The sequence below is a fragment of the Streptomyces phaeochromogenes genome, from assembly GCF_001418655.1.
Taxonomy (GTDB): domain Bacteria; phylum Actinomycetota; class Actinomycetes; order Streptomycetales; family Streptomycetaceae; genus Streptomyces; species Streptomyces phaeochromogenes.
Genome location: NZ_LIQZ01000247.1, coordinates 1 through 7,939 on the forward strand (window position 1 = coordinate 1; position 7,939 = coordinate 7,939).

A 7,939-nucleotide genomic window follows, 5' to 3' on the forward strand; every position below is an offset into this window, starting at 1 on the left:
GGACGGGGCCGAGGGGTGGGGGAGGCGGGCCTGGACCGCTGCCGCTACCAGGGCCATCAGGGGGTCCTTCTTGAAGCCCCACAGGTCGATCGAGTTGGGGTCGTACTTCGGCGGGGCCTTCGTGGGCGCGCCCCGGACGGTGAAGCGGAGGAAGCCGTTCTCCAGGCCGACCGCGGGATGCCACTCCACAGACTGGATGTCGGCCAGGGCGAGCGTGCGGGCGCCGGCCGCCGACTTGGCCTCCTCGGTCTTCCAGTTCCACTCCAGGCGGATGCTCTCCCCGTCGAAGCTCGCGGTGCCGTCGCCCGCGGAGACCGACAGGGGCACCGCCGGCCCCGGCAGCAGATAGCGGTCGACGGCGGTGGCGGGCACCTCGTCCAGGAGCAGCGCGTTGCGGATCTCGTCCACGAAGTACTCGGCGACGCCGTAGCGGTCCGAGTCGACGGTCATCTGGTAGGGGTCGGAGGAGTCCGTGAGCCTGCCGCCGGTCGCGTGCAGCAGCGGGTCGGCGCCGTCGCGCAGCCGGAGCCTGAGCCGTCCGGACTTCTTGCCCTGCTCGAACGAGATCCCCGCCAACGCGCCCAGCGGTACGGCGAGTTCGCCCAACGTCTTGCGCAGCAGGCCGACGTTCTTGTCACGGCCGGGCACGAGCCGCAGGGCGTCGCCGTCGAAGGTCCACGTGCCGTCCCGTTGGATGATTTCCGCCATGGGGGTGATTGTTTCACCGCCCGTGCGGGAGAGTGGTCTATACCCATTCGAAGGGAGCGCATGTGAGACAGCACAGAACGCCCCGACTCCTCGGTACGCTGCTGCTCGTGGTGGCCGCAGGTATCTCCGTCGTCGGCGCGGCACCGTCCGCCGCCGGCCGAACCGTTACTCCGCTCGGCCAGGTGATTCCGGCCCCCGCCTCTGTCGACGCGGGCGGATCCCCGTACCGGATCACCAGCAGTACGCGCATCCGCGTGGACGACTCGCGGGAGGCCCGGCGCATCGGCTCGTATCTGGCCGATGTCCTGCGTCCCTCGACCGGCTATCGGCTGCCGGTCACGGACGACGGCGGCGGAGACGGCATCCGGCTTGAGCTCAGCCGTAAGGACTCCGCGCTCGGCGCGGAGGGCTACCGGCTGAAGAGCGGCAAGGGTGCCGTCACCATCACGGCCCGGGAGCCCGCCGGGCTCTTCCACGGTGTGCAGACCCTGCGCCAGCTCCTCCCGGCCGCGGTCGAGAAGGACTCCGTACAGCCCGGACCCTGGGCGGTCGCCGGCGGCACCATCACCGACACGCCCCGCTACGGCTACCGCGGCGCGATGCTGGACGTCTCCCGGCACTTCTTCGGCGTCGATCAAGTCAAGCGCTACATCGACCAGTTGGCGCTCTACAAGGTCAACACCCTGCACCTCCACCTCAGCGACGACCAGGGCTGGCGGATCGCGATCGACTCCTGGCCGCGGCTCGCCTCGTACGGCGGGTCCACGCAGGTCGGCGGCGGAGCGGGCGGCTTCTACACGAAGGCCCAGTACAAGGAGATCGTCCGGTACGCCTCCTCGCGCTTCCTCGAAGTCGTGCCGGAGATCGACATGCCCGGCCACACCAATGCGGCGCTCGCCTCGTACGCCGAGCTGAACTGCGACGGGGTCGCGCCGCCGCTCTACACCGGCACCGAGGTCGGCTTCAGCTCGCTGTGCGTCGGCAAGCCGGTGACCTACGACTTCGTGGACGACGTGATCCGTGAGCTGGCCGCGATCACGCCCGGCAGGTACATCCACATCGGTGGCGACGAGGCGCACTCGACGCCCCACGAGGACTTCGTGGAGTTCATGACCAAGGTCCAGCCGGTCGTCGCCAAGTACGGGAAGAAGGTCATGGGCTGGCACCAGCTGACCGGGGCGACCCCCGCGAAGGGCGCGCTGGCCCAGTACTGGGGTCTGGACGACACGAACGCCGCCGAGAAGGAGCAGGTCGCGGCGGCGGCGCGGAACGGGACCGGGCTGGTCCTGTCGCCCGCCGACCGGGTGTACCTCGACATGAAGTACAACGCGGACACCCCGCTCGGCCTGGACTGGGCCGGCCTGGTGGAGGTCAAGCGGTCCTACGACTGGGATCCCGGCAACTACCTCGCGGGCGTGCCCGGTTCGGCGGTCCGTGGCGTCGAGGCGCCGCTGTGGACGGAGACCCTCGCCACCTCGGCGAACCTCGACTACATGGCGTTCCCGCGGCTGCCCGGGGTGGCCGAGCTCGGCTGGTCGCCCGCGGCCACGCACGACTGGGACACGTACAAGGTGCGGCTCGCGGCACAGGCGCCGCGGTGGGACGCGATGGGGACCGGCTACTACCGGTCGTCGCAAGTCCCCTGGCCCGCCCAGTAGTTGGGGAGTAGTTGACGCTCGGCAGGTGAACACGGCGGCGGGCGCCCCCTGGGACCGTACATAGGGGACGCCCGCCTGCTTGTGGGGGCTGTAAGTCGGTGAGCAGGTCGGTGCCTACAGCCCGGCGATGGGGTTCTTCAGGTTCCCGACGAGCTGGAGGGCTCCGGCGGGATCGGCGAGATCCACCATCTCCTTGTTGTTGCGCAGCTGGAGACGGTTGAGGCAGGACAGCGAGAACTCGGGCGCGAACATGTCGTACTGCTTGAACTTGTCCGCGAGTTCGGGTGTGGCCTCCTGGTACTCGCGTACGCAGTCGGCGACCGTCCGCCAGAAGTCGTCCTCCTCCAGGACGCCCTCGCCCGCCAGGTTCGCGGCGAGGAAGCGGAAGAAGCAGTCGAAGACGTCGGTGAAGATCGACAGGAGTTTTTTGTCCTCGGGCACGTCGACGCGCAGCCGCTCGACCGTCGGCGGGAGCACCGCGTCCGGGTCCATGACGGCGATCTCCTCCGCGATGTCCTTGTAGATCGCCCGCTCGACGACGCCGTCCTTGAGCACGAGGATGACGTTCTCGCCGTGCGGCATGAACACCAGGTCGTACGCGTAGAAGCTGTGCAGCAGCGGGGTGAAGTAGGCCCGCAGATAGCGGCGCAGCCACTCCACCGGCGTCAGCCCCGAGCGCTCGATCAGGGTGGCCGCGATCGACGCGCCCTCGTGGTCGACGTGCACGAGCGAGGCCATGGTGGCCAGCGACTCGCCGTCCCGGAGCGAGGACACCGGGCTCTCGCGCCACAGCGCGGCGAGCATTTTCCGGTACGGGGAGTAGCGGTCGGTGGCGGCCTCGTACTCCAGGTGCCGGTAGCCGACGGCCGCCCGCTCCCGGATGATCGACAGGCCCGTCGACTTCAACACCGGGTCGTTGTCGATGAGCTGGGCCAGCCAGTCGTTGATGGCGGGGGTCGCCTCCATGTACGCGGCGGACAGGCCGCGCATGAAGCCCATGTTGATGACCGACAGGGCGGTCTTCACATAGTGCTTCTCGGGGGTGCTCTTGTTGAAGAACGTCCGGATGGACTGCTGGGCCAGGTACTCGTCGTCGCCCTCGCCCAGGCACACCAGGTGCTGCTGGGCGACCTCGGCGGCGAAGGTGACCGTGAGCTTGTTCCACCACTGCCACGGGTGGACCGGGATGAACAGGAAGTCCGCCGGGTCCAACTCCTGGGCGCGCAGGGTGTCGTTGAACCGCTCGACCGTCTCCTCGCCCAGCTCGTCGCGCAGGAACGACTCGTACTCGATGCCCACGCCCGCCGTGAAGGCGGCCCGCGAGCGGTGCGCGGCCAGCCACACGAGCCGTACGGGGCTGGCCGTCTCCGGCGCGTACGAGAGGTACTCGTGGACCCCGAAGCCCAGTCGCCCGTTGTTGGCGACGAAGCAGGGGTGGCCCTCGGTCATGCCCGTCTCGATCTCCTGGAAGCCGCTTTTCGCGAGCTCGGCGGAGGTGAGCTGGGGCTTGGTGAGCTTGTAGCAGGTGCCGGCGAGGGTGGAGGAGATCTCCTCCAGATAGACCGGGAGCACCTCGTCGCTCAGACCGAGCGCGGTCTTCAGCTCGATGAAGAAGTCCAGGGCGTGCAGGGGGCGTTCGCCGCCGTCGCGGTGCCTGGTGATCGACTCGGCGTCGATCTGCCAGTGGTCGAGGGCGCGGCGGGTGGCGGTGAACCGGTAGCGGGTCAGGCCGTCGTCACTGCGGATGGCGTACTCGGCGGGATTGCCCGTGTCGCTGCCCCGGCCGCCGCCTTCGGTCGGCTCCGGGGTGATCAGCCGTTCGTGGGCGAACTCGGCGAGGGCCTTGCGGACGAGGAGGCGGTTGGCCCGCGCCCAGCGGTGGGGGGACAGGTGTGCCACGGCGTCGGACAGGGTCACAGGGAAACTCCTCGGGTGGCCAGACTGCGCCGATTCAAGAAGCGCTCGCGCGTGCAGAAGGACAGCAGCGCGCGCTTCTCCGGCTTGTCGATCTCGCGCGCCGGGACGAAGCCGACGGCCTCGTTCAGCGCGTGCACTGCCTTGTTGGTGACATCCGGCTCGACGACGACCCGCCGGGTGCGCGGGTCGGCGAACAGCTCGTCCATCACCGCGGTGATGACGGCCCTGGTGAAGCCGTGCACGGGCCGGTCGGTGGGGGCGACCAGGAAGTGCATGCCGACGTCACCGGGCTGGGGCTCGTACAGCCCGACCAGCTCGATGTACCGGGGGTCGTACTTCTCCATCAGGAACGCGGGCCGTCCGTCGTGGAAGCCGAGATACGCGTGATGGTGCTCACTGGCCGTGATGGCCATGTACTCCCGCTCCACGTCCTGGAGTTGCGCCTCCTGCATCATCCAGAAGGCGGCCTTGGGATGCGTCACCCAGGAGTGCAGGAGCTCGGCGTCCTTGAGGGGGTCGAGGGGGCGCAGGCTCAGGGAGCCCACGGTGTTGCCGGTTCCGGCGGCGCTCATACGGCGAACTCCTGGAACGCGATGGACTTTTCGACCGGGTAGTACTCGGTGCCGAGCAGCTCCCGGATGATGTACGCGTTGCGGTACGCGCCCATGCCGAGGTCCGGTGAGGTGATCGAGTGGGTGTGGACGCCGGCGTTCTGCAGGAAGATGCCGCGGCCGGTCGTGTCGATGGCGTAGTTGCGGGCCACGTCGTGGTTGCCCCGCTCGTCGTAGACGATGCGGTCGCGGACGGGCCTCAGGAACTCGGGCTCCACGTACTTGTAGCCGGTCGCCAGGACCAGGCCCTCGGAGTGCAGCTCGTAGTCCTTGCCCTGCTCCTCCTGGCGCAGGCCCAGGGTGTACGTGCCGTTCTCGTAACTCGCCGTGCTGAGCGCGGAGTTGGTGAGCAGACGGGTGGGGACCGGGCCGCCGAGGTTCTTCTGGTAGAGCAGGTCGAAGATCGAGTCGATCAGCTCGCCGTCGATGCCCTTGAACAGGCCCTTCTGCTCCGTCTGGAGGCGGTAGCGGGTTCGCTCGGGCAGCGCGTGGAAGTAGTCGATGTACTCCGGGGAGGTCATCTCCAGCGTCAGCTTGGTGTACTCGAGCGGGAAGAAACGCGGCGAGCGCGTGACCCAGTTCAGCCGGTAGCCGTGGACGTCGATCTCGCTCAGCAGGTCGTAGTAGATCTCGGCGGCGGACTGCCCGCTGCCGACCAGCGTGATCGACTTCTTGGCCTGCAGCTCCCGCTTGTGCTGCTGGTAGCGGGAGTTGTGGATGAAGTCCCCGCCGAGTCCGGCGCAGGCCTCCGGTACGTACGGGGGAGTGCCGGTGCCCAGGACGAGGTGCCGGGCGCGGAACTCGGCACCGGCCGTCGTGCGGACGACGTACACGTCATCGGCGTACGAGACCTCCGCGACCGTCGTGCTGAAACGGACACTGGTCAGTTTCGAGGCGGCCCAGCGGCAGTAGTCGTCGTACTCGACGCGCAGCGGGTAGAAGTTCTCGCGGATGTAGAACGAGTACAGACGGCCCGATTCCTTCAGGTAGTTGAGGAAGGAGTACGGGGACGTCGGGTCGGCCAGGGTGACCAGGTCCGACATGAACGGGGTCTGGAGGTGCGCGCCCTCCAGGAACATCCCGGAGTGCCACTCGAAGTCCGGCTTGGACTCCAGGAAGACACCGTCGAGTTCGTCGATCGGCTCGGTGAGGCAGGCGAGGCCGAGGTTGAAGGGGCCGAGCCCGATGCCGATGAAGTCGTGCGTCCGCACGGCGGATTCAGCGGGTTCAGGAAGCGCGGTCAAGGGACTCTCCCAGGTACTGCTCGGCATGGCCGGCGATCAGGTCGAGAACGGCGGAGATGTCGTCCGCCGTGGTCTCGGGGTTGAGCAGGGTGAACTTGAGGAAGTGGCGGCCACCGACCTTCGTACCCGCGACCACCGCGTCGCCGGAGGCGAACAGGGCCTTGCGGGCGTACAGGTTGGCGCGGTCGATCTCGGCCGGGTCGGTGACGGCCGCCGGGATGTAGCGGAAGACGAGGGTGGAGAGCGACGGCTCGACCACGACGTCGTAGCGCGGGTCGGCGGCGAGCAACCGCCAGCCCTCCTCGGCCAGTTCGCAGACCTCGTCGAAGAGCTGGCCGATGCCGTCGGCGCCCATCACGCGCAGCGTCATCCACAGCTTGAGGGCGTCGAAGCGGCGGGTGGTCTGCAAGGACTTGTCGACCTGGTTGGGGATGCGCTCCTGCACCATGCGGCGCGGGTTGAGGTACTCCGCGTGGTAGGTCGCGTGGCGCAGGGTGGCCGCGTCGCGGACCAGCAGGGCGGACGAACTCACCGGCTGGAAGAAGGACTTGTGGTAGTCCACGGTCACCGAGTCGGCGCGCTCGATGCCGTCGATGCGGTGCCGGTTCTTCAGGGACGCGAGCAGTCCGCAGCCGTACGCGGCGTCGACGTGCATCCAGGCACCGAACTGCTCGCACAGCTCGGCGATCTCGGGCAGCGGGTCGATGGAGCCGAAGTCGGTGGTGCCCGCGGTCGCGACGACCGCCATCGGGACCAGGCCGTCGCGCTTGCAGCGCTCCAGCTCACGGGCGAGCGCGACCGTCTGCATGCGCTTGTCGTTGCCCACGGGGATCGAGACCACGGAGTCCTGGCTGAGGCCGAGGAGTTTCGCCGACTTCTTGACGCTGAAGTGGCTCACCTCGGAGGCGAAGATCCGCAGTTTGGCGTGCGAGTCGCTCTTGGCCTCCTCGCGGGCGAGCAGCAGCGCCTGGAGGTTGGACTGCGAGCCGCCGGAGGTGAACACGCCGTCGGCGGCGGGCCCGAACCCGATGCGCTCGTTGGTCCAGTCGACGAGCTTGCGCTCGATGAGGGTGCCGCCGGCCGACTGGTCCCACGTGTCGAGGGAGGAGTTGACGGCGGAGAGGACCGCCTCGCCGAGCACGGCGGGTATGACCACCGGGCAGTTGAGGTGCGCGAGGTAGCGGGGGTGGTGGAAGTAGACGGCGTCCCGGAGGTAGACGTCCTCCAGCTCGTCGAGCACCGCGGTCGTGTCGTGCAGCGGCTTGTCGAGGTCGATCCGCTCGATCCGGGGCGCGAGGGCGTCGACCGTGACGCCTGTGAACGGACGGTCGGTGGTGGCGAGTTTGGCCGCCACCCGCTCTATTCCTTCGGTCACGGAGCGGCGGTACCGCTCCGCGGTCGTGTCGTTGAGCAGGTGCGAGCGCATGGGGGAGTCCTCCGGGGGACAGGAGAGAAACGGGCGCGGGAGAGAGGTGGGGGGCGACTCTCTGAACTTAGGTAAGCCTAACCTAACTTCCTGTGAGTGTCCGCCCCACCCGTCACGCTGTGAGCTATGCCTCCCGCTCGTCACTTCGCCCGTCGCCTCGACTGTCATTGCTCCCGTTACTCGCCTCGTTCGCGCAGCTGCTCCTCGCTGAGTCCGCGCCGCCAGTAGCCGACGAAGGTGACCCGCCTGCGGTCGATCTCGCGTTCCCGCACGAGGTGGCGGCGCAGCGCCTTCACGCAGCCGGACTCGCCTGCGATCCAGGCGTAGGGGGCCTGGGCGGAGGGGAGTTGGGCGGTGCGGATGGCTTCCAGGGCG

7 protein-coding genes are annotated in these 7,939 nt (G+C 68.6%); 1 reads left to right on the plus strand and 6 read right to left on the minus strand.

The features are described from left to right. The coding region (locus AOK17_RS29940; RefSeq protein ID WP_055615698.1) for a DUF4429 domain-containing protein at positions 1-708 on the minus strand (708 nt) is incomplete at its 3' end. A gap of 62 nt (positions 709-770) precedes the next feature. On the opposite strand from AOK17_RS29940, the gene AOK17_RS29945 reads away from it, so the two are divergent. After that, the gene (locus AOK17_RS29945) at positions 771-2,366 is read left to right on the plus strand and encodes a beta-N-acetylhexosaminidase (RefSeq protein WP_055615699.1); all 1,596 of its coding nucleotides are present in this window, start codon (positions 771-773) and stop codon (positions 2,364-2,366) included. Between the two features lie 114 nt (positions 2,367-2,480). Here AOK17_RS29945 and AOK17_RS29950 read toward each other — a convergent pair whose 3' ends face one another. The 5 genes from AOK17_RS29950 to AOK17_RS29970 form a co-directional block, all read right to left on the minus strand. Then, positions 2,481-4,283, minus strand: coding sequence for an IucA/IucC family protein (locus AOK17_RS29950; protein WP_055615700.1), 1,803 nt, complete (start codon positions 4,281-4,283; stop codon positions 2,481-2,483). Further along, a complete protein-coding gene (locus AOK17_RS29955; RefSeq protein WP_055615701.1) occupies positions 4,280-4,855 on the minus strand; it encodes a GNAT family N-acetyltransferase in 576 nt (191 codons plus the stop codon). Before AOK17_RS29955 ends, AOK17_RS29950 begins: the two co-directional genes overlap by 4 nt. Further along, the gene (locus AOK17_RS29960; RefSeq protein WP_055615702.1) at positions 4,852-6,138 is read right to left on the minus strand and encodes a lysine N(6)-hydroxylase/L-ornithine N(5)-oxygenase family protein; all 1,287 of its coding nucleotides are present in this window, start codon (positions 6,136-6,138) and stop codon (positions 4,852-4,854) included. Before AOK17_RS29960 ends, AOK17_RS29955 begins: the two co-directional genes overlap by 4 nt. Further along, positions 6,122-7,564, minus strand: a complete 1,443-nt coding sequence (gene desA, locus AOK17_RS29965; RefSeq protein WP_055615703.1) for a lysine decarboxylase DesA — start codon at positions 7,562-7,564, stop codon at positions 6,122-6,124. Before desA ends, AOK17_RS29960 begins: the two co-directional genes overlap by 17 nt. Positions 7,565-7,740: 176 nt before the next feature. Then, positions 7,741-7,939 (minus strand): siderophore-interacting protein (locus AOK17_RS29970; RefSeq protein WP_169801959.1); only part of this gene is annotated, 199 nt, incomplete at its 5' end.